The 20,293-nt window shown below is 68.9% G+C and carries 14 protein-coding genes; 7 read left to right on the forward strand and 7 right to left on the reverse strand.

Annotated features, from left to right (window positions below):
- Positions 1-6: 6 nt before the first annotated feature.
- Together HUA76_RS39425 and HUA76_RS39430 are read right to left on the reverse strand one after the other, a co-directional pair.
- Positions 7-1,224 (reverse strand): hypothetical protein, encoded by a 1,218-nt coding sequence (locus tag HUA76_RS39425; protein WP_174463781.1) that lies wholly within the window; start codon positions 1,222-1,224, stop codon positions 7-9.
- Positions 1,225-1,359: 135 nt separating this feature from the next.
- On the reverse strand, positions 1,360-2,688 hold the full coding sequence (locus tag HUA76_RS39430; RefSeq protein WP_174463782.1) for a glycoside hydrolase family 2 TIM barrel-domain containing protein: 1,329 nt from the start codon (positions 2,686-2,688) through the stop codon (positions 1,360-1,362).
- A 108-nt stretch (positions 2,689-2,796) separates the two neighbouring features.
- Here HUA76_RS39430 and HUA76_RS39435 point away from each other — a divergent pair, with 108 nt between their 5' ends.
- From HUA76_RS39435 to HUA76_RS39450, 4 genes are all read left to right on the forward strand, one after another.
- Positions 2,797-7,236 (forward strand): hypothetical protein, encoded by a 4,440-nt coding sequence (locus tag HUA76_RS39435; RefSeq protein ID WP_174463783.1) that lies wholly within the window; start codon positions 2,797-2,799, stop codon positions 7,234-7,236.
- 87 nt (positions 7,237-7,323) lie between these two features.
- Positions 7,324-8,148: a bifunctional hydroxymethylpyrimidine kinase/phosphomethylpyrimidine kinase gene (thiD, locus tag HUA76_RS39440; protein WP_174463784.1), complete on the forward strand. Its 825-nt coding sequence runs from the start codon at positions 7,324-7,326 to the stop codon at positions 8,146-8,148.
- A gap of 102 nt (positions 8,149-8,250) precedes the next feature.
- A complete protein-coding gene (locus HUA76_RS39445) occupies positions 8,251-8,613 on the forward strand; it encodes a YciI family protein (protein WP_174458833.1) in 363 nt (120 codons plus the stop codon).
- 52 nt (positions 8,614-8,665) lie between these two features.
- Positions 8,666-9,937, forward strand: coding sequence for an RNA polymerase sigma factor (locus HUA76_RS39450; RefSeq protein WP_174463785.1), 1,272 nt, complete (start codon positions 8,666-8,668; stop codon positions 9,935-9,937).
- Between the two features lie 109 nt (positions 9,938-10,046).
- Here HUA76_RS39450 and HUA76_RS39455 read toward each other — a convergent pair whose 3' ends face one another.
- Together HUA76_RS39455 and HUA76_RS39460 are read right to left on the reverse strand one after the other, a co-directional pair.
- The gene (locus HUA76_RS39455) at positions 10,047-11,381 is read right to left on the reverse strand and encodes a ferritin-like domain-containing protein (protein WP_174463786.1); all 1,335 of its coding nucleotides are present in this window, start codon (positions 11,379-11,381) and stop codon (positions 10,047-10,049) included.
- Positions 11,382-11,410: 29 nt separating this feature from the next.
- Positions 11,411-12,739 (reverse strand): ferritin-like domain-containing protein, encoded by a 1,329-nt coding sequence (locus HUA76_RS39460; protein ID WP_174463787.1) that lies wholly within the window; start codon positions 12,737-12,739, stop codon positions 11,411-11,413.
- 242 nt (positions 12,740-12,981) lie between these two features.
- Here HUA76_RS39460 and HUA76_RS39465 point away from each other — a divergent pair, with 242 nt between their 5' ends.
- Positions 12,982-14,991: a S8 family serine peptidase gene (locus HUA76_RS39465; RefSeq protein ID WP_174463788.1), complete on the forward strand. Its 2,010-nt coding sequence runs from the start codon at positions 12,982-12,984 to the stop codon at positions 14,989-14,991.
- 40 nt (positions 14,992-15,031) lie between these two features.
- Here HUA76_RS39465 and HUA76_RS39470 read toward each other — a convergent pair whose 3' ends face one another.
- Positions 15,032-15,337, reverse strand: a complete 306-nt coding sequence (locus HUA76_RS39470) for a hypothetical protein (RefSeq protein ID WP_174463789.1) — start codon at positions 15,335-15,337, stop codon at positions 15,032-15,034.
- A gap of 183 nt (positions 15,338-15,520) precedes the next feature.
- Here HUA76_RS39470 and HUA76_RS39475 point away from each other — a divergent pair, with 183 nt between their 5' ends.
- Both HUA76_RS39475 and opgC read left to right on the forward strand, forming a co-directional pair.
- On the forward strand, positions 15,521-17,503 hold the full coding sequence (locus HUA76_RS39475; RefSeq protein ID WP_174463790.1) for a CotH kinase family protein: 1,983 nt from the start codon (positions 15,521-15,523) through the stop codon (positions 17,501-17,503).
- A 47-nt stretch (positions 17,504-17,550) separates the two neighbouring features.
- Positions 17,551-18,639, forward strand: coding sequence for an OpgC domain-containing protein (gene opgC / locus HUA76_RS39480; RefSeq protein ID WP_174463791.1), 1,089 nt, complete (start codon positions 17,551-17,553; stop codon positions 18,637-18,639).
- Positions 18,640-18,645: 6 nt separating this feature from the next.
- On the opposite strand, the gene HUA76_RS39485 is transcribed toward opgC, so the two are convergent.
- Complete coding sequence (locus HUA76_RS39485; protein WP_174463792.1) at positions 18,646-19,032, reverse strand: hypothetical protein; 387 nt, start codon at positions 19,030-19,032, stop codon at positions 18,646-18,648.
- Positions 19,033-19,171: 139 nt separating this feature from the next.
- Positions 19,172-20,191, reverse strand: a complete 1,020-nt coding sequence (locus tag HUA76_RS39490) for a cytochrome-c peroxidase (protein WP_174463793.1) — start codon at positions 20,189-20,191, stop codon at positions 19,172-19,174.
- Between the last annotated feature and the right edge of the window lie 102 nt (positions 20,192-20,293).

Here is a 20,293-nt window from a genome sequence, read left to right on the forward strand (position 1 = left end):
GAGAGCTCAGTCGCGGTGGAGGCAGCCGTAGGGGTCCTGGTCCGCGAGCGCGAGCCACACGCGCTCGAAGTCGACGACGCCACTGGCGTAGATGCGCTCGAAGTCCTGGTACGTCGCCTGGAAGCGCGGGTCGACGAGCGCCATGTTCGCCATGACGGGCAGCGCGTCCTTTCCGGCCGCGCGCGCGGAGAAGCGGAACAGCGCCCAGCGCACGCACACGTCCTTCTCCGGCTCGAAGGCGCTCGCGAAGGTCTCCAACACCTTCGCGCGGTCCTCGGAAAGCGACAGGTTGTGCGCGGCCGCGCCGCGTCCGTCGGGACTGCCCTCGGTGGTAAGGACCTTCGCGTAGCCGTCGGTGGCGCTCGCGTCCAGCACCGGCGCGGTCTCCATGGGCGTCGACAGCGCCATGTACCGGACGTGCTCGTCGAGCGACTGCGTGCCGATGTTCAACAGCTTGTCCAGGTACGGCGCCGCGTTCGCCGTCCGCTCATGGTCGTTCTTCATCACCCGGGCGATGGTCCGCGCCGCCGCCCAGCCCGCCTCGCCCGACGCCGGGTCCTTGGCGAAGTCCGTCAGGCGCGTGAGTACCTCGGGCGACAGCTGCTTCTGCGTATCCAGCGAGGACAGCACCCCGGCACGCCGCTCCGGCTCCAGCGTCGCGTCCAGCCCCAGCTCGACAATCTTCCGGGAGACCTCCGGCAGATGGACGGCCTCCGAGTCCTTCAGCGCCATCGCGAAGACCTTGAACTCCTTCGGCCCCGCCTCGCGCGTCCACCCCAGCACCTCATTCGCCCGACCCGCGTCGTTGCCGATGAGCTCCGTCAGGCGCTCCTTCAAGTACATGCGGACCAGCGGGTCCCTGGAGGAGAGCAGCGGCGCGGCCCACTCGCGGAACGTGTCGAGACTCACGCCCTCGTTGAAGCGCTCCAGGTCCTTCCAGCAGGTGGTGGCGTCGTACCGGGGCGCTCCCGCGACGGCCTCCTCCCCTGCTCCAGCGCCTGGACCAGCGCCCGGCTTGACCGGCCCACGGCGTGAAGGGGCGACACCGGAGGCGGAGCCTGGCTCCGCCGACTCGACCGGGACGACGCCGTCGCCGCCACGTCGGGCCACGAGCCCCACGGCCAACAACAGGAGCCCACCACCCAGCAAGGCGATGGCTCGGCGACGATTGAAACGCGAAGGCCCGTCCGGGGGTGTGGGACGCGAAGACGATTCGGGACTCATGCCCCGCCGACCCTACTACCGGACTCCTCGCCTTCCTTTTAATTTCTTAAAAATCGGAAAAATCCGTCCCAATCCAACAAACGGGCAGTCCTGTCGCCAACGCCCGGAGTGTGTGTTTGAGACATGTGAGCCGGCTCACGGGGCCGAGGGTGGCACCAGGGAGCTGGTCGCCATCAGCAGGTTGCCGGAGGCGTCCCTGGCGAGCGCGTACAGCTTGATGGGGCCCTTCACCGAGGGGACCTTCACGCGCCACGAGCCCGGTGTGGCGCCGGGCGTGGAGCGCAGGCGGATGACCTCGCCGCGCTCGAACCGGGTGGCCGCGCCCCGGAAGTTGTAGGCAAAGGAGATTTCCAGCGGCTTGTCGTCGGCCGGCTTCGCCTCGAAGCGCACGTCCGCCCAGGTCCCCGTGGGCTCCTTCTTTACGCCCTCCACGGTGAGGCCCTTGATTTCGGGCAGGGGCGTCGCCGGCTTCTGACCGGAGTACGCCTCGCGCACCGCGTGCCATGCGGGCCGCGTCGACTTGCCCGACAACATGCCGAGCCAGAGGCTGGTGTGGTCGAACGTCGAGCTGAAGTTGAAGACGAACAGGCCCAGGCAGTTGCCCGCCTTCACGTGGGGCGCCAGCGCGTTGTTCCACGCGTCGACGATGACGGCGTACTTCTCCTGGTCATCCGGCTCGCGGGCAATGCCGTGGACGTCCTTGGGAGCCTCCCACTCGCCCTGCGCGCCGAACTCGGTGATGAGCCAGGGTTTGGTGCCGCCCTCCTTCTTCAGCGCGTCCGGAAGCGCATGGATGCCCCGGCCGTAGACGTTGAGCCCATACGCGTCGAGCGACGGGACGAACTTCTCCCACCACTTCACCGCGAGCACCCACGCGTCCACGGAGATGACCGGGTGGTTCGCGTCCGACTTCTTGATGTCCTGGACCACGCCCTCCAGGAAGCGCGCGTAGGCCTCCTTCGCCGCGTCGCTGGGGCTGTTGAGGATGACCTCGTTGCCCACGCCCCAGGCCAGCACCGCCGGGTGGTCCTTGAAGCGCCGCACGCTCTCCAGCGTGTCCGCGCGCTGCTTCTTCATGCCCGCCGTGTCGGTGAGGTAGTCGAAGGAGTCGTCATCCTCCGCGCCGGGCTGGCCGTGCCGCATCCACAGCCCGACGAGGACCTTGAGGCCGTGTTTGTGCGCGGCGTCCAGGAGCAGCGGCGTCTCCGCGCCCACGCCCCAGGTGCGCAGCGTGTTGACGCCCAGGGCCGCCAGCTTCGCGCAGTCCTGCTCATACGCGGCGGAGCTGCCACTGCCGCTGAAGGTGACGCCCTTGGCGACATAGGGGCGCCCATCCACCTGGAACTGCCATTGCCCGTCCACTCGAAGCAGGGCGGTCCGGGCCTCGGCGGCCAGGGCCGGACACAGCACGAACGCACACAACAACAGCAGGACGCCGCGAGTGGGGCGGAAGCGAGGGGCCATGGGGCGTGGATGGTAACTCCTTTCAGCTCCCATTTCCGGCATGCCACGAAATCTCGGAGAAGGAATCCCAGGCTCCCCGTTCAGCTCGCCAGCAAAGGAGCAACCACGATGAACTTCTTGGGAAGCATCCGCCGGAGCCGGCGGCGAGTCTGGGGAATGGCCTGCGCGCTGGTGCTGGGCGCCTGTGGAGACAGCACGCCGCCGGGAGACGATGGGACATCCTCGGAGCTGGAGACGGGCACCACCGCGCAGCCGCTGGCCTTCTCCTCGCCCATGGAGTTCTCGGAGCTGCGCGGCCTTCCCGCGGCGCCCGCGACGATGGACACCACGGTGGGCGAGCTGCTCGCGGTGCTCCCCAGCCCCCGCTTCGACGACCTGCGCGGCGTGCTCTCCGGGCGCCACGTGCCCACCGACAAGGTGCGCGTGCTGACGTCCTATGCCCGCGACTATCCCGTGTTCCTCAAGGGCAATCAGGCCCTGCTGCCCCACGCGGACGGCGTCGTCGCCCTGCAGAACCCTGTCGTCAACTGGCAGACATTGCCCGGCAACGCCTGTTCATTCAGTCATGCGTGCGCCAACCTGTTCGAGGTCTCCGAGCAGGACCCGACCCAGCGCAAGTACGCGGCCGTCGTCGTGGTGGCCCCCGTCGTCGAGCTGGCGGGCCCGGTGGACACGGGCGGCGCGACGCTCGTCATCGCCTCTGGCGCCTACACGTCCCGAGGCTTCCCGCTGCGGACCCTTCCCGTGGTGCGCACCGCGCAGGCCGACCCGGACCCGACCGACGCGATTGTCCCCCCCGGACGCAACGGGCAGAACAGCGGCAGCTTCGTGCTCTACACCAACGTCCTCGACGGCGTGCGCGTCAACACCACGGGCGAGCGGGGCGAGGACGGCTGGCTGGGCGCGGATGGCCCGCCGACCACCATCTCCCACACAGTCACCGGCAACAACGGTCCCGACCCCAAGCTCAACTGCACCGGCACCATCGTCAAGCCGCCGCAGAACGGCAGCAACGGCGGCAACGGCGGACGCTCCGGCGACGTCGTCATCCGCTACACGTCCCTGCGCGGCCCCGGCCTGGTCAACGAGCCGAACAAGGCCTCTCCGGTGACGCCCGAGCAGTGCTTCATGGACGAGGCGCTGCACTGCCAGAGCCTGCGCTGTCGGTGGAACCCCGCCATCGCCCTGTGTGATTTGCTGACCGAGGCGGACAACGCCCAGTGCGGCGACGGCATCGACAATGACCACAACGGCTTCGCGGACTGCCAGGACTACGCCTGCTCCAAGAACCCCCACGTCACGGTGTGCGCTGACGCTTCCTGGGGCCCCATCCAGAAGGAGTCCTCCGCCGAGGCCTGCAGCGACGCCAAGGACAACGACGGAGATGGCGCCGTGGACTGCGCGGACACCAAGTGCCGCCTGCGCGGCTTCTGTCAGCAGTCGCGTCCGTCCAACAGCGAGTTCTCCGAAGACGCCTGCGGCGACACGCTGGACAACGACGGCGACGGGTACGTCGACTGCGCGGACTACTCGTGCCTGAACCACTCGACGACGTGTGGAGCGCAGGGCGAGGGCGGCGACGAGGAGTGCCGCGACCTGCTCGACAATGACGGCGACGGGCTGGGTGACTGCTCGGACCCGGGCTGCCTCGGCAATCCCTACTGCGGCCTGGGCCCCGCGCTGGTCCTCACCAGCGGACTGGAAGAAGCGAGTGACGCGGCGTGCGCGGACGGCCTCGACAATGACTTGGACGGCCACAAGGACTGCGCGGACTACGAGTGCCGCTTCAACCCGCGCGTGCTCTCCGCCTGCGGCACCGAGCGCACCCCGCAGGCCTGCTCGGACGGCCTGGACAACGACGGCGACGGCAAGACGGACTGCCAGGACTCGAACTGCGCGAGCAATCCGTACGCGAAGGTATGCGAGCCGGACGACTACCCCTTCCTCCAGGAAGCCACCGCTGCCACGTGCAGCGACGGCGTGGACAACGACGGGGACAACTGGACGGACTGCTATGACTTCCAGTGCAGCAACAGCCCGCTGACGGGAAGCGTCTGCGGCGCGCAGGAGAACACCTATGCGCAGTGCACGGACGGGCTGGACAACGACAACGACGGGTTCAAGGACTGCGCCGACGAAACCTGCCGCAACAGCCCCTTCATCGGCGACCTGGCCTGCAAGAACAAGGTGCAGACCTTCCACGACGTGTCCCTGTCGGAGTCCTACAACGGGCGCTACGTGGACACGCGCGCGGAGCTCGTCACCGTGGCGCCCGGCGGCGGCAAGAAGGGTCTGGGCGGCAACCGCCCCTCCAAGACGGTGACGGTGACGGTGCTCGAGTCCCCTCCGGGCACCTGTGAGCACTGGGAGACCTACCTGTGCATTCCCCGGGAAGAGCAGCGCACCTGCTTCCTGGGCACCAAGTCCACCGCGGGCGTCGCGGGCACCGCGGGCATCGCCGGGACGCAGCGCATCCTCCGCTCGGCGCGCCGGGACGTGGACATGCTCCGCGCGCTGCTCGCTCCCCAGTCATGGCGGGTGAACCAGGCGAACGGCAACACCCTCTTCAAGCGCGGCGAGCTGGAGCGGGCCGCCTTCGTCTACACGCAGAACATCATGGAGATGGGGGGCATCCTCGCCCAGGCGGGCCTCGTGTGTGACGAGCCGCTCGGCGCGCAGGCGCCCTTCTCATCCGCGTACCTGTACGGCGCGCTGTGCCCGCTGATGGCCCACGACGTCACCCGCCTGAGCTACCTCCAGGGCCAGCGCAACTTCTACGGTCTGGCCAGGGAGACCCCCTTCAACTCGCACCTGCGCTACGAGCAACTCCGCGCGGAGTTCGACTCGCTCTACGACGTGCTGGACAGCTCCGTGAACCAGTGGCTCGCGCTCTCCAATGGCATGCAGTTGTCCGCCTGGATGACGCAGAACCAGGTCGCGATGAACGCCGAAGTCATCGCGCTGGAGGCCCAGGAGGCCGCGGACAGCCAGCGCATCACCGCGGCGAACGCGGCGCTGACCGCCCTGCAGACGTCCATGAACAACCGCAAGGCCGCCATCACCCAGCTCACCGAGAGCATCCAGGCGACGGATACCCGCATCACCAACCACTACAACGCCAACAACAAGGACTTCGCGGACTTCGTCCTGGACGTCATCGGCAAGGTGGCCGCCTCGTACGGGGGACAATTCGCTGCCGACCTGGTTGGGAATGGCGCGGAGAGCATGTGGAGTGAGATGAAGAAGAGTTTCAAGTCGGAGGCCAGCGCCACGCCCGTGCCCGGCGCGGGGTCGACGAGCAGCGCGAGCACGTCCTTCCACTCCCAGGTGTGGGAGGCCCTGAAGACCAGCGGCGCCGAGGCGGCCAAGAGCAAGCCCTTCAAGGACACGCTGAAGACGGGCGGCACACTGCTCTGGGACATCATCAACGGCAACCAGAAGAACCCGGCGCGCAGCGTCATCTCGGACGAGGTGAAGAAGGAAATCCTGGCCCAGTCCCAGGTGGAGATAACCCTGGACCTGCTGGACCTTCAGGCCCAGCTCATCAAGGCCCAGGCGGACTACAAGCTGGCGCTGATGGAGCGCGACACGACGCTCCTGCGCCAGCGCAACGCGGTGGCGGCGCGCGACGCGCTCAACGACATCCTCCACTTCAGCAGCGGCACGGAGCTGCGGAAGTTCGACCAGTTGCTCATCGGCCAGCAGGTGTACGCACGGGCGCTGCGGACGTTGGACCAGCTCACGATGCGCTACTGGGAGCTCATCCGCGTGGCGGAGTACCAGTACCTGCCCTTCGACCCGAGCACCGGTGAAAGCGCCATTCCCGTCTCCTTCCGCGACAACATCGACTTCCATCTGGGCAACTACCCGGACATGAAGACGCGGCTGGTGGAGGGCCTGGACAGCCTGGCCTCGCACACCGTGCAGAGTCCGGCGCAGTACTACCGGCGCCTGCCCGCCAGCGCGTTCCATGCGCTGTCTGTCAACGAGTTGGAGCGGCTCAAGCCCCTGGGCGAGCTGGTCAACGGGACGACGACGTACCGGGGCGCGCGCTTCCAGGTGACGGCGACGGACCTGGCGGCCTCACCGGACCTGACCCTGCGCAAGGGCCACCGCGTGCGCAACGTGCGCGTCAACGTGGTGACCACCAGCGGCGCGACGGCCAACGTGTCGGCCGTGCTGGTGCGCGACACGATGGATGGCTTCAAGCTCGGCAACCACTTCGCCGAGTTCGAGCTGCTGAGCAAGGACGACTACACCTCCGGAGGCAACCGGCAGGTGCTGCACTACGTGCCCTTCTCCGCCTGCGCTTCCGGCCCTCCGGCGTGCGACCTTGCCAACGCGACCTGCACCACGCCCTTCCAGTCGGCCTCGTTCACGGACTCGTGCAGCATCGCCCTGGGCGGTTCCACCCCGGCCACCAACTCCTTCTATGACCGGAGCCTCCTGGGTGAGTGGACCCTGCTCATCGACACGACGAGCTTCACCAACCTGGGTGAGGTGCGCGCGGCGGAGGTCGTCTTCCTGACGCTAGGCAGCGTCATCTGATGCCGGGATGACTCCGGGTGCGGGCTCGCGACCAGGCGGGCCCGTGCCCGGAGTTTGGGGTGGCTCCCACGCTCCGGGTGCCGCAGCATGCGGCCCATGGAGACTCCCAAGCCCGTGCCGACGGCTCTCACCATCGCCGGCTCCGACAGCGGTGGTGGCGCCGGCATCCAGGCGGACCTGAACACCTTCTCATTCCACCGTGTCCACGGCACCACCGCGCTCACGGCCATCACCGCGCAGAACACCCGGGGCGTCACCCGCGTGGACGTCCTGCCCGCCGCCGCCGTGGCCGCGCAGATGGACGCCGTCGTCGAGGACCTGGGCGTGGGCGCGGTGAAGACGGGCATGCTCGTCAACGCCGAAATCATCTCCGTCGTCGCCTGGCGGCTGAAGGCCCTGAAGCCCGGCCCGCTCGTGGTGGACCCCGTCATGGTGTCCCGCGCCGGAGCGCGCCTCATCGACGACTCGGCCGTCGGCGCCTTGACGGAGCACCTGCTGCCCCTCGCCGACGTCGTCACCCCCAACCGCCATGAGGCGGAGCTGCTCGCGGGGATGGCGCTGAACACGCTGGACGACATGAAGGAGGCCGCGCGGCGAATCCACGGGCTCGGGCCGCGCGCGGTGCTCATCAAGGGCGGAGGCATGTCCGGGGAGCTGCGCGGCCTGGACGTCTGGTTCGACGGCGAGCGAATGGAGACGCTGTTCCTGCGCGCGGTGAAGACGCACAACACCCACGGCACCGGCTGCACGCTGTCCGCCGCCATCGCCGCCTGGCTCGCGCTGGGGCAGGACGCCCGCGAGGCCACCCGGCGCGCCAAGGCCCACGTCACCGCCGCCCTGGAGCACCCCCTTGCCCTGGGACGGGGCCATGGCCCCTTCAGTCACTTCTCCCCTCTGGAGACACCCTCCTGACGCGGTCCGGAAATCCTCCGGAAATAGGCTGTCGATTCGCCTCCCTCCCGTTCGATTCCTGGGCGGGAGCGTCTGCTCCCCCAACACCGTGAGGACCGACCCATGAAGTACCTGCTGATGATTTACGAGAACGAGAAGGCCTGGGAGTCGAAGTCCAAGGAGGAGTCCGAGCAACTCCTGGGTGAGTACTTCGCCTACACGGACTCGGTCCAGAAGAGCGGCAACCTCATCGCGGGCGAGGCGCTGCAACCGACGCAGACAGCGACGACGGTGCGCGTGCGCGACGGCAAGCGGCTGACGACGGACGGGCCTTTCGCGGAGACGCGGGAGCAGCTCGGAGGCTTCTATCTGGTGGAGGCCAAGGACCTCGACGAGGCCATCGCCCTCGCCTCGCGCATTCCCAGTGCGCGGCTGGGCTGCATCGAGATCCGCCCGGTGTGGGAACTCTCCGAGTCCGCGGGCTGAGGCCCGCTGCTCGGGCCCCGGGGCGGTGTCTCGGGGCCTGGGTGGAGTCTTCATGACGGACCTGCCGTCGCTGCTCGAACAGACCTGGCGCGCCGACTATGGCCGCATCGTGGCCACGGTCATCCGGGTCATGGGCGGAGACTTCGGCTCGGCCGAGGAGGTGGTGCAGGAGGCCTTCGAGGCGGCGCTCCTCCAGTGGCCGCGCGAGGGTGTGCCGCAGGAGCCTCGGGCGTGGCTCCTGCGCGCGGCGAAGAACAAGGCGGTGGACCGGGTGCGCAGGGGGGCCCGGCTCGGCGCGCGCGTGGATGCGCTGGAGGTCATCGCGCGACTGGAGCAGGAGCTCGCCTCGCCGCTGGATGGGAGGGACTGGCAGGACCATCCAGATGACTCGCTCCGGCTGCTGTTCACCTGCTGCCACCCCGCGCTGGCGGAGGACATCCAGGTGGCCCTGGCGCTGCGCACGCTGTGCGGCCTGACGACGGAGGAAGTGGCCCGCGCGTTCCTGGTGCCCGCGGCGACGATGGCGCAGCGACTGGTGCGGGCGCAGCGCAAGATTCGCGACGCGCGCATCCCCTACGTCATTCCGGAGGCGGACGCGCTGGCCGAGCGCACCCGGGGCGTGCTGCACGCCATCTACCTGCTCTTCTCGGAGGGACATGCCGCGACGGAGGGCACGGAGCTATTGCGCACGGACCTGTGCGCGGAGGCGCTGCGGCTGGCGAGGCTGGCGCGCTCGCTGCTTCCTCACCATCCCGAGGTGGCCTCGCTGCTGGCGTTGATGCTGCTTCATCACTCGCGTCGCCGCGCGCGCGTGGCCGAGGACGGAGGGCTGGTGCTGTTGGACCGGCAGGACCGGAGTTTGTGGGAGGCCGAGGAGATTGAAGAGGGGTTGAAGCAGCTCGATGCGGCGATGGCGTTGGGCGCGCACGGGCCTTACACCGTCCAGGCGGCCATCGCGGCGCTCCATGCACGGGCGAAGCGTCCGGAAGAGACCGACTGGGAGCAGATCGCCGCTCTCTATGGACGGCTCACCGAACTGACCCCCGGCCCGGTGGTGGAGCTCAATCGCGCGGCGGCGGTAGCGATGGCGCGCGGCCCGGAGCAAGGGCTCGCGCTGGTCGATGACCTGGAGTCCTCTGGCAGGCTCACCGCGTACCACCTGCTGCCGGCGGCCCGCGCGGAGCTGCTGCGCCGACTGGGCCGCTGGCGGGAAGCCGAGGCTTCCTACCGACGGGCACTCGCGCTGGTGCGCACCGAGCCCGAGCGGCGCTTCCTGGAGGAGCGCTTGCGAGAGGTGCTCGCGAGCCCCCCGTCATCCGACTGACGCGAAGCGGGCCTGTGCGAGAGCGTCGGGATTCGCCCGCGCGAGCCCCTCGCACGACAAGGGCCCGCGCGGAGCCCCTTGTCGGCCTGTCGTCATCGAGCGTCGTGCCTCAGTTCCAGAGCTCGCGCGCGAGCGTGTCCACCAGCGCCACGGCGACCTCCGGCGAGGGCAGGCCGAGCTCGCGAATGAGCGCGGCATCGGTCGGCTCGGCCACCTGCGCGCGCAGGGCCTCCACGGCGCGCACCTGAGCCTCGCGCACGGCCGTCCGCGCGCTTTCGGGAAGACGCGTGCTCGCCCAGCGGTCAATGGCCCACGACAGGTCGGCGTGCCGCGTCTCATCCTCGGCGATGCGCGCCATGGCCTCGCGCACCTCGGCGTCCTCCGCATGCAGGGCCTGGTGGTACGCCACGAGGGCGCCGTACGTCTCGCGCACGCACCCCTCCACCGCATTGTCGAGCACCACCTCCGCGAGCGGCCTCGGAGGAAGCGCTGCCACCACGGCGGGGCTCGGCGTCGCGCCGTGCTTCCGGGCCAGACGGCCGCAGACCTCCGCGTGCGCCACCTCCTCCATCGCGCTGCGCAGCGCCGCGTCCTGGAGTTCGACGCCCGCGCCGTGCAACGCCAGCTCCTCGCGCAGCCGCAGGAACGCCTGGATGGAGGCCGCCTCCATGTGGGCGATGATGGCGAAGTGGTGTCCCAGGGCATCCGAGCAGTCGACCACGCCATTGGAGCGAAGCCCCGCGGGCCTGCGTCCGTCGCAGCTGCTGGGGCCTTTCTCCAGAATCTCGCTGCGCGTCTCGCGCACCTCACCCTCGGGCGAAACCAGCAGCACGTGCTGCGTCCACGGCCCTCCCCCCGCGCAGATGGTACCCGTGGTGGCGACCACGTTGTAAGTACCGTCGGCGTTCGCCTTCACGGCCCCGTGCTCCAGTTCGGAGCAACTCACCTGATAGGAACGGTCGCCCTCAGCGACGACGCGCAGCACCGCTTCCTGCGGCGTGTCGATGGTGCCCAGGAAGCTCAGGAGCGCCTCCAACGAGTTGTGCGCTGTCACCACGTCCCCCTGCGTGGTCGCGAGATAGTGCGTCACGCAGCTCAGGGAACGCTCGCCACAGCTCGTGCCGAAACCCGTCGTGGAGGTCAGGGCCTTGAGCTCGGAGCGACAGCTCGGTCCATCCGTGGCCGTCACGCAGCGAACGCCCGAGGACGAAAGGGCGGACTCGGTGAAGGGCGGCCGCATCATGGTCGAGTAGACACGGCGCAGCTCGATGAAGTCCGTCGGCACCGAGGGGGAAAGGTCTCTGACCGAGAGCTTTCCGTTGATGCAATCGGGTGGCGAATATCCATCAAGGTCCAGGCCGCCACAGCCCGCCAGCACCAGGGGGGAGGCCAGCGAGGCACGCAGCACCCGCGTGAAGAGTTCGCGCAATCGATTCGAATTCATGGAGCATTGTTCCTGACGCAAAGAAGGTCTTAATTCCAGAGCTCGCGAGTGAGCGTGTCCACCAGCGCCACGGCGACCTCGGGCGCGGGCAGGCCGAGTTCGCGAATGAGGGCGGAATCCGTCGGTTCGGCCACCTCCGCGCGCAGGGACTCGATGGCGCGCAGCCGAGCCTCGCGCACGGCCTCCAGCTCGACCGTGGGAAGACGCGTGCTCGCCCAGCGGTCAATGGCCCACGACAGGTCGGCGTGCCGCGTCTCGTCTTCGGCGATGCGCGCCATGGCCTCGCGCACCTCGGAGTCCTCCGCGTGCAGGGCCTGGTGGTGGGCGACCAGCGCGCCGTACGTCTCGCGCACGCAGCCCTCCACCGCGTTGTCGAGCAGCACCTCCGTGAGCGGCCGGGGCGGAAGCGACGCCACCTGGGGCCGCTGCGGCGTCGCGCCGTACTTCCGGGCCAGATGTCCGCAGACCTCCGTGTGCATCACCTCGTCCATCGCGCTGCGCAGCGCCGCGTCCTGGAGCGCCAGGTCCGCGCCGTGCAGCGCCAGCTCCGCGCGCAGGCGCAGGAACGCCTGGATGGAGGCCGCCTCCAGGTGCGCGATGAGGGCCAGGTGCCGCCCCACGGCATCCGCGCACTCGACGAAGCCTTCCGACTGGAGTCCCGCGGGCCGACGTCCCACTGAACAGCCCTTGTCGCCACGCTTCAGGACGTCGCGTTCCTTCTCGACCACCTCGCCCGAAGCCGACACCCCCAGGACGAACTGCGTCTCCTGGGTCCCCTCTCCGCAGGCGAAGCCCTGGGTCGCGACGACGTTGAAGCTGCCATCGCCGTTCGCCTTCACCGCCCCCCGCTCCAGCGTGGTGCAGCTCAAGGTGTAACCGTCAGCGAAGACACGCAGCAGGGCTTCCTGGGGCGTGTCGATGGCGCCCAGGAAGCCGATGAGTGCCTCCAACGAAGTCTTGGCCGCCACCGTGTCGCCTTCCGTGGTCGCCAGGTAGTACGACTCGCAGAACAAGTTGCAGACGGAGCGAAAGCCCTCCTGAGGGGCCAGGGCGGCGAGCTCCGCCTGACACGTCGCGGGCTGGGACGCCGTCGCGCAAGCCGTGCCCGAAGACGACAGCACCGTATGGAGGCGCGGGTTGCTGCTCCCATCCCCGGTGTCCTGGCTCCGGCGGAGCTGCACCAGGTCCGGCTGGGTCGCCGGGGACAGGCCGCTCATCGAGAGCTTCCAATCGTCCTCACACACGGGAGGCGAGTAGCCCTTCAGGTCCAGGCCGCCGCAACCGGCCAGCAACAGGGGAGAGGCCAGCGAAGCTCGCAGGGCCTTCGCGAAGAGCTGGCGCAGTTGATTCGAGTCCATGAAGGCTCCCATCGAGTGAGCCTCTTTCAACAGCAATGATGGTGCCAGCGAGCTGTCACTCGGCGCGCAATCCGGAACGCTGACAAGCACACCCTGATTTCCCCCAGCCTGCTCAGAAACCTGAGGCGGGGATTGATCAACTCGAAGGCCTTCGGCGTCCAAGCGGGCTCACCATGACGCCACCTCGCTCCGAGCCCCCCTGTGCCCGGAAGAGGGGTCGGCCCACTCTCAGGCCCACACCCATGAAGTTCCGTTCCACCACACCCCTGTCCCTTGTCCTGTCAGCGTTTGTCCTCGGCGGCTGCACGAACCCGACCGACCTCTCGCCCCAGGCCGCCACATCCCAGCGCACCGGGACACGGCGCGTCCCTCACCACTACATCGTCGTGCTCAAGCCACCCGCGACCCAAGGCATGCTCCTGCCCCAGAAGGCGCGCGAGCACGTACTGAGCGTCGCCAGTGCCCACGCGGCGAAGGTGAGTCGCACGTATGCCCATGCGCTCCAGGGCTTCGCGGCCGAGCTCGATGAAGCGAGCGTGGCGGCACTGCGCGCGGATGCACGCGTCGCGCTCGTCGAACAGGACGCCTGGGTGCGCCTGCACGCGGAGCCGAGGACGGACTCCTGGGGCCTGGACCGCGTGGACCAGGAAGACCTCCCCCTCGATGGCCTCTACCAGCCCACGCACGGCGGCGCGGGCGTCCACGCCTATGTCATCGACACGGGCATCCGTTCGACGCACACGCAGTTCTTGGGGCGCCTGGGAGCGGGCTTCGACGGAGTGGACCCCAACGGCGGCGCGGAGGACTGCGACGGCCATGGCACCCATGTCGCGGGAACGCTCGGCGGTTCGACGTCGGGCGTGGCCAGGGCGGTGACGCTGCATCCCGTGCGCGTCCTGGACTGCGGCGGAGAGGGCACCGTCTCTGGAATCATCGAGGGCATCGACTGGGTCACCGCCCACCATGAGTCTCCCGCCGTCGCCAACCTCAGTCTGGGAATGGAGCCCTCGGAGGCGCTGGACCTCGCGGTCCGCAATGCCGTGGCCGCGGGCATCACCACGGTGGTGGCGGCGGGCAATCGCAGCGGCGACGCATGCGGTGGATCACCGGCCCGTACGCCGGAAGCCCTCACCGTGGGCGCCACCAACCTCGCGGACAGGAAGGCGTGGTTCTCCAACTACGGCGCCTGCATCGACCTGTTCGCGCCGGGTGACGAAATCATCTCCGCGGGCATCGCCGACGACAGCGCGACCGAGGTGCTCTCCGGTACGTCGATGGCCACACCGCACGTCGCGGGCGCCGCCGCGCTCTATCTGGAGGCTCACCCCACCGCCACGCCGACGCAGGTGATGGAAGCACTCGCGGGCGCCGCCATTCCGGGACGGGTGAAGGAGGCCGGGCCGCGCTCACCCAACCTGCTGCTCCAGGCCCGCTTCGCGCCCTCCCCTGGCGATGACCACCGCCCCTGGGCGCACCTGCTGACCCCGCTGCCGGGAACCACGGTCCGAGACACGCCGCGCGTGCATGTGCTGGCCTGGGATGACGTCGCCATCCGCCGCGTGGACCTCTGGGTCAACGGAGTGCTCCTCGCCAGCGACGACACCCGCCCCTTCGACTTCGCCTGGGACACGCGACAGGAACTCAATGGCCCCACCACCCTGGAGGTCCGCGCCTACGACACGGCGCTCAAGGCCCACCGGGCCGCGCCCGTGACGGTGACGGTGCGCAACCCTGGCATCGCCGACTACGACTCGACGCTCCTCGCCCCCCGATGCACCGCGCTCACGGCCTCGTGCGACACCGGGCAGCTCGTCCGGGGAATGGGAGGCGTCGGTCCGGAACCCCATGCGCCCAACACGCTCGGCGGCAGCTGCCCGGATGGAGAAGAGGGCACCTATCTCGTCACCGCGACGCTGGAGGGCCTGCGCATCACCAGCCAGGATGGCGGCCCCCTCACCGCGGGCAGGCAGGTGACGCTCACGGCGACTGTCTTTGGCTTCGTGCCGTTCCTGGAGGAGGTGAATCTCTTTCACGCCCCCGACGCACGCACCCCTCAATGGACACACGTCGCGAGGCTCCAGGTCGAGGTCCCCGGTGAACATGAGCTGTCCACCACCTTCACCCTGCCCGACGGAGGACTCCAGGCGATTCGGGGCGTGCTCGGAACCAATCCCTCCCACGCCAGCTGCGAGCCCGGGATGTGGTTGGACCACGACGACCTCGCCTTCTCCGTGGCGCGCCGGGGCCGCTGAAGCACGCTTGTGAAGTCTCGTCGTAGGGCCCGGGACGTCGTCAGTGCGGTCGAGGCGTCCCCGGGCCCGCATCGAGCATGCGCACCACCACGATGCGACACGCTCCGCACACCACGCCCGCGCGCTCCCAGTGGACCTGGTCTTCCAACTCGCGGGCGTCCTCGGGCCCTTCCTCCAGCCGTTGGACCAGCTCCGCGAGGGCGTCCCGCTCCCCGTCTCCGGGCTCGTCACCGGAGTCGAGCAGGTCCTGCTCACCCTCCAGCACCAGGTTGAAGCGGTAGTACACCTCGCGGGGGCTCAGCGCGCGCCCACACGTCGCACAGTGCCGGGGTCTCGACTCCGTCATCGCAAGTCCCACCCTCGCTCGAGTGAGCAGCAGCCATGGCAATCCGCCATCCCCAGCGTGGCACACTGCCACGCCCTCCCGACACCACTCCGTGAATTCAGGGAGATAGTTTGAGGCACGAGTATTGCTGAGTGGCCGCGTGGTGCTTGTCGCCCCTGGCCCCCCCACCACCGTGCCCCGAACATGAATGAGTCGTTTTCTCCCGAAGTCCCGGGGCACCGTGCCCTGGCGCGCCCGCGCAGCCTCACCCCACCCGGGAGACGGACGCTCTCTGGGGCGCTCGCCCTGCTCATGCTGTCGCTCGGTGCCTGTCGGGACACGCCTCGTGAGGAGCAGGAGCCCGGTGAGCAGGTGGAGGAGGCGCCCCATCCGGTCGGCCTCACCATCGACGCCATGGACAACGAGCAGCACGTCCTGCGCGGCGGCTTCCGGGTCGATGCGGGCGTCGTCCGGGTAGAGGTCTACGAGGGTTCGATGCTCCTCGGTGAGGCGGTGCTGGAGGGAGAGGGTCGGTGGAGCATCCCCTGGCAGCCGAGTCACGCGAGCGAGGCCCTGGAGGTCATCGCCTATCACGACACCGGGACGGAGAACCGCACCCGGCTCGACTTCCAGCGCTTGAGCTTCACGTCGCCGGAGAGCCTGTATGCATCCGAGGCGCTCCTCACGCTGCCCACGTCACCTGACACGACGACGCGCTACACCCTGGATGGTTCGACTCCGGGGCCCTCCTCTCCCGTCTACACAGCCCCCCTGGCGCTGTTGAATCGGAGCGGGCAGCCCGCGCCGCTCAGCCTCATCCGGACCAACCCCGAGGTTTCGCCCGAGGATTGGCGCTGGAGGCCGCCCGCCGCGCCCGTGACGCTCGGCACGGTGGTGCGCGTGCAGCGGTTCGCGGGTGAGACGCCGGTGGAGACGGGGCAGGCGCGCACGTATCTCATTGGCCAGCGGCCCTACACGCTGCCCGTCCTGTCACTGGTGACGGACGCGGAGAACTTCTTCGACGCCGTCCGCGGAATCTATGTCCCGGGCCGCGCCTATGAGGAGACGCCTGGTGGGTTCGAGGGGTGGGGCACCGGCAATTACATGCAGGATGGCAAGGATTGGGAGCGCCCGGTCCACGTCGAGTGGTTCGAGGAAGCGGGCACACCTGTGATTGCCCAGAACGCGGGGGTGCGCATCCACGGCTCGGGGAGCGCGGCGCTGCCGCAGAAGAGCCTGCGGCTGTATGCCAAGGAAGACTATGGCCCCGAGCTGTTCCACGCCGACATCTTCCCGGGCCATCCGCTGCGCGACTTCAAGCGCCTGATGGTCCGCACCTCGGGACAGGACCAGCAATACACCAAGCTCAAGGACTGCGTCTTCCAGGGCCTGCTGCGCGACACGACGCTGGCCCTCCAGGCCTGTCGGCCCACGGTGGTGTTCCTCAATGGCGAGTACTGGGGGCTGCATGAGCTGCGCGAGCGCTATGACGAGTATTACCTGGCGAGCCACCACGGGCTGAACCGGAAGGACATCGTCATCCTGGAGAACGCCGGCGACCTCGACACGGGGGAGCCGGAGGACAGCCTTCCGTACACGGAGCTGCTGACGTACGTGCGGGAGCACGACCTGTCCGTCCCCGAGCACTATGCACACGTCGTGGAGCGCATGGATGTGGAGGACTTCATCGACTACCACGTCGCGCAGCTCTACTTCGGCAACGAGGACTGGCCGGACAACAACGTCAAGTTCTGGCGCAATCGCGCGGGGAACGGCGCGACGGGAGCCGGGGACGGTCGCTGGCGCTGGCTGCTGTACGACCTGGACGCCTCGTTCTTCGCGGGGCCGGAGTTCAACTCGCTGGGACGGCTCCTGCATGACGAGCGCCTCGGCGAGCCCTTCGTGGTGCTGCTGCGGAGCCTGCTGAAGTCGCCCGACTTCAAGGGGCTGTTCATCGCCCGCTTCCGCTGGCACCTGGAGAACACCTTCGCGCCGGAGCGAGTCGTCGCGTTTCTCGACGCGGCGGCGGCGCGGCTCGAGCCCGAGCTGCCCGAGCACATCGGGCGGTGGCGGTACCCGACCTCGATGGAGCGCTGGCGTGAGGACGTCCAGTTCATGCGAGACACCGCGCTGCGGCGACCGGACGCATTGCGCGGGTTCCTGGAGCAGGAGCTGGGCGCGCCGTAACGGGCCGAGGGCGCCCGCCCTTCCGCGCCCGGACGCTCGACGTCTCCATGCCACGCCGACCCGAGCTGGATGCCTTGCGGGGACTGCTTCTCGTCTTGATGACGCTGACGCACCTGCCCACGCGGCTGAACGCGTACAGCAGTCAGCCGTTCGGCTTCGTGTCGGCGGCCGAGGGGTTCGTGTTCCTGTCGGCGTTCCTCGTGGGGGGCTCGCACGCGAAGAGCTGGGACACACCCGTGCGCCTGTGGGCGAGCCTGCGAAGACGGGCGCTGAAGGTCTACGCGCACCATGTCGGGCTGTTGCTCTTCGCCTTCACCGTCATCGGCACGATGGGGTGGCTGGCGAACCGGCCCGCCATCCGCAACCTGCTCGACTTCTACCACCAGGAGCCGCTCACGGCGCTGCTGAGCAGCCTCGTCCTGCTGTACTGCCCGCCACTGCTCGACATCCTGCCGCTGTATGTCGTGCTGCTGTTCCTGACGCCGTTCGTGCTGCTCGCGGCGCGCGAGGCGGGCTGGGCGAAGGTGCTGTGCCTGAGTGGACTCGTGTGGTTCTGGGCGCAGCTCGGATTGAAGCGCACGCTGTACACGTGGCTGGGAGACCTCACGTGGCTGCCCGTCAAGATTGACCAGTCCGGGGCGTTCGACTTGTTCGCCTGGCAGTTTCTCTGGGTGCTGGGCGTGTGGACGGGGAGCCAGCGGGCCAGGACGAAGGCGCCTCAGGGACGCGCATCCTCGGTGCTGCTGGGGGGCGCGTGGGTGGTGAGCCTGCTGTTCCTGCTGGCGCGGTACGAGGTGGAGCCCTTCGTGTTGCTCACGAGCCTGCCCGTGCTCCTGGACAAGTGGACGCTGGCGCCGCTGAGGCTGGTGAACTTCCTGGCGCTGGCGGTGCTCGCGGACCGGGGCTCACCGCGCGTCTATCACTGGCTGAAGCCGCGGGTGCTGGTGCTGCTGGGGAGCGCGTCGCTTCCCGTCTTCAGTGTCCACCTGGTGCTGTGCCTGTTGAGCCTGGCGCTCATCAACGAGAACGAGGCGCCGCTCGACAGCCTGGAGGAACTGGCCGTGCTGGTGGTGACGTTCGCCAGCATGCTCCTCGTGGCCGTGCGTCACCGACGACGCACGGCGCTCACGGGGTGATGGCGGTCAGGGCGACGGCTCGGGGCACGCGTAGACCGTGATGACGACCTCCGCGTTGATGCTCACCGCGAGAGCCAGTGCCGCCACGGGGAGCTGGTAGCGCACCTGATGCGGCGTGGCGCCGGCTTGGATGCCGATATCCAGCGTCCGCTCCGAGCACCGGTCCCACTCCTCCCGCGCGTCCTTGGGGAGGTGGGTGATGAGGGTCGCCAGACGCATCACCGCCTCCTCGGGCGACTCGGGTTGCTCGTCGAGTTCCAGGCACGCGAACCCGTCCTCGGCGTGAACTGGGGCGACCGAGTCGCCTAGCGCGCTCAGCAACCTGGACAGGCCGAACTGACTCTTGAGGTCCAGGTCGACATTCAGGAACGTGGTCTCTGCGTGCCGCGACATGGGTTCTCCTGACAAGGTCACTCGCCGGGAATGGACTGACCAGGGCCAAGGCAGCCCGAGCATTCGACGGGAGCACCGTCCTGACGAGTCGTCATGTCACGTCGCCTGACAACGTGCCTCGAAATCGGTGGGCGAAGCTTCAGGGTGTCACCCTCTCCCCAGAGAGGGCGCGCTCACTCCTGGGGTTCTGGATCACCTCGGTGTGCGTGAGTTCGGAGAACGAGGTGCTGGTGAGCGCCTCGACAAAAGCCACCAGGTCCGCCCGCTCTTGAGGGGTGAACGGGGGTCGTCGGGCGCCTCGGCCGACGCGGGAATCCAGCTCGCGCTCCACGGCCTCGCGCAGCGAGGGAACACCGCCGTCGTGCATGTAGGGCGCCGTGAGGGCGGCATTGCGCAGGCTGGGCGTCCGGAAGCGCCCCAAGTCCTCCGGGCGAAGTGTCACGACGAAGCGCCCCAGCGCGGCCACGTCCTCTCGTGTGGCCACGGCGGAGAAGCGCTCGGTCTCGGACATTCGGGTCACTTCGCGAGCCACCGTGGGCAGCCGCGACTTGAGGTCCTCGCGCGGCTCGCCCGCGTGGAAGCGCCCATCCGTGAAGGTGGCCGCCTGGGGGCCCACGGTGTGGCAGCGACCGCACTCGGCGCGACCCAGGAACAGCTTGAGGCCCCGGCGCTGGGACTCGTCGAGCGCGGCGGAATCCTTGCCGAAGTGGAAGCGCTCAAACGGAGAAGGGCCGGACTTGAGCGTGCGCACATAGGCCGCGATGGACCGGGTGATGGTCCCGGTGGAGACCTCCTCGTTGGGAAAAGCCAGGGCGTGGGCCGCGGCATGGCGCTGACGGACACGAGCCACCAGGTCCTCGGGAGAACTCAGCGCGTGCTCTTGAGGATGCAGGAGCGGGTCGAGGATGAGCGCCTCCAGGGAGGTCCTCCGCCCATCCCAGAACAACGTCCGAGCATCCGCCACATCGAGCAGGCTGGGAGCATTTCGCGTGCCCACGCGGTGATGCGCGCCGAGAGAGCGAGCATCCCTGTCGGAGAAGACGCGCTCCGGCAGATGGCAAGACATGCAGGCGACCCGGCCATCGGCGCTCAAGGAGGTATCGAAGAACAGCGCGCGGCCGAGCACCTCCCGCTGCCGCTCGGACGCCGACGCCGTCATTGCCAGACAAAGGCCGGACATCACGGCCCAGCTCAAGAGTTGGCGCAACGAAAGCCCCCTGCCTCTCCAACGTCAATCCAGCCGTGTCGAACAACCATCAGA

Origin of the sequence: Myxococcus sp. CA056 (genome assembly GCF_013336715.1) — a bacterium.
Classification (GTDB): domain Bacteria; phylum Myxococcota; class Myxococcia; order Myxococcales; family Myxococcaceae; genus Myxococcus; species Myxococcus llanfairpwllgwyngyllgogerychwyrndrobwllllantysiliogogogochensis.